The 644-nt window shown below is 65.7% G+C and carries 1 protein-coding gene; it reads right to left on the bottom strand.

Annotated features, from left to right (window positions below):
- Window positions 1-206: 206 nt before the first annotated feature.
- The coding region (locus tag IEZ15_RS44225) for an HNH endonuclease (RefSeq protein ID WP_444545170.1) at window positions 207-644 on the bottom strand (438 nt) is incomplete at its 5' end.

Raw genomic sequence — 644 nt, 5'->3', positions numbered from 1 at the left:
CCTCTCATCAGCGTCTCCGACGGCACCTCCCGGGCCCGGGTTGAGTCGGCACGGAGCGCAGTGCCGGTGTTGCCACCGGTCCGTTTCTCCGTGCCGCTCGCCGAGTGAAGTAGGCCGCCGACGAGGTGCCCGTGGTTCGGGTCCTTTTCCGACGCCCCCTTCCCGAACCGGACTGGCCAGTTTCCCGGCATCCGGCTCTCCAGTGATCATTTCCGTGATGGTGCGGTGCCCCGTCCGGCATGGATGTCCTCGTGGCAACGGCGGCAGATCACCAGGGTCTTTCGCCGTCGTTTCGCCATGAGGTGCACCCATACGGGCTTATCCCGACGTCCAGGCTGGTTGAGGTCGGCGAGCTTGCGGACGTGGTGGACCTCAAGGTTCGTCCGGGCTTCGCAGATCTCGCAGCACTCGACGAGGAGCCGGTGGATCAGCTCGTTTCGCTTCATGCTGGCCATGACCGGCCGTTGGTCGGTGAGGACTGCCGTGCGCTGTCGCTTGAGCGGGATCCCGCCGAAGCGGGCAACCAGCGGCTTCCTTCCCCGGTCGCGTGGGACGGTGACGGTCAGACAGGTTCGCGGTCCTTCAGGTGTCTCGACGGTGCTCTTGTACTTCCGAGCCATCTTCGTGACCGTCGACCGGTGCTT

The sequence above is a fragment of the Streptomyces atratus genome, assembly GCF_014648655.1.
Classification (GTDB): domain Bacteria; phylum Actinomycetota; class Actinomycetes; order Streptomycetales; family Streptomycetaceae; genus Streptomyces; species Streptomyces atratus.
The sequence above is the reverse complement of the archived record's forward strand: the minus strand, read 5'-3'. Positions and strand labels throughout refer to the sequence as shown.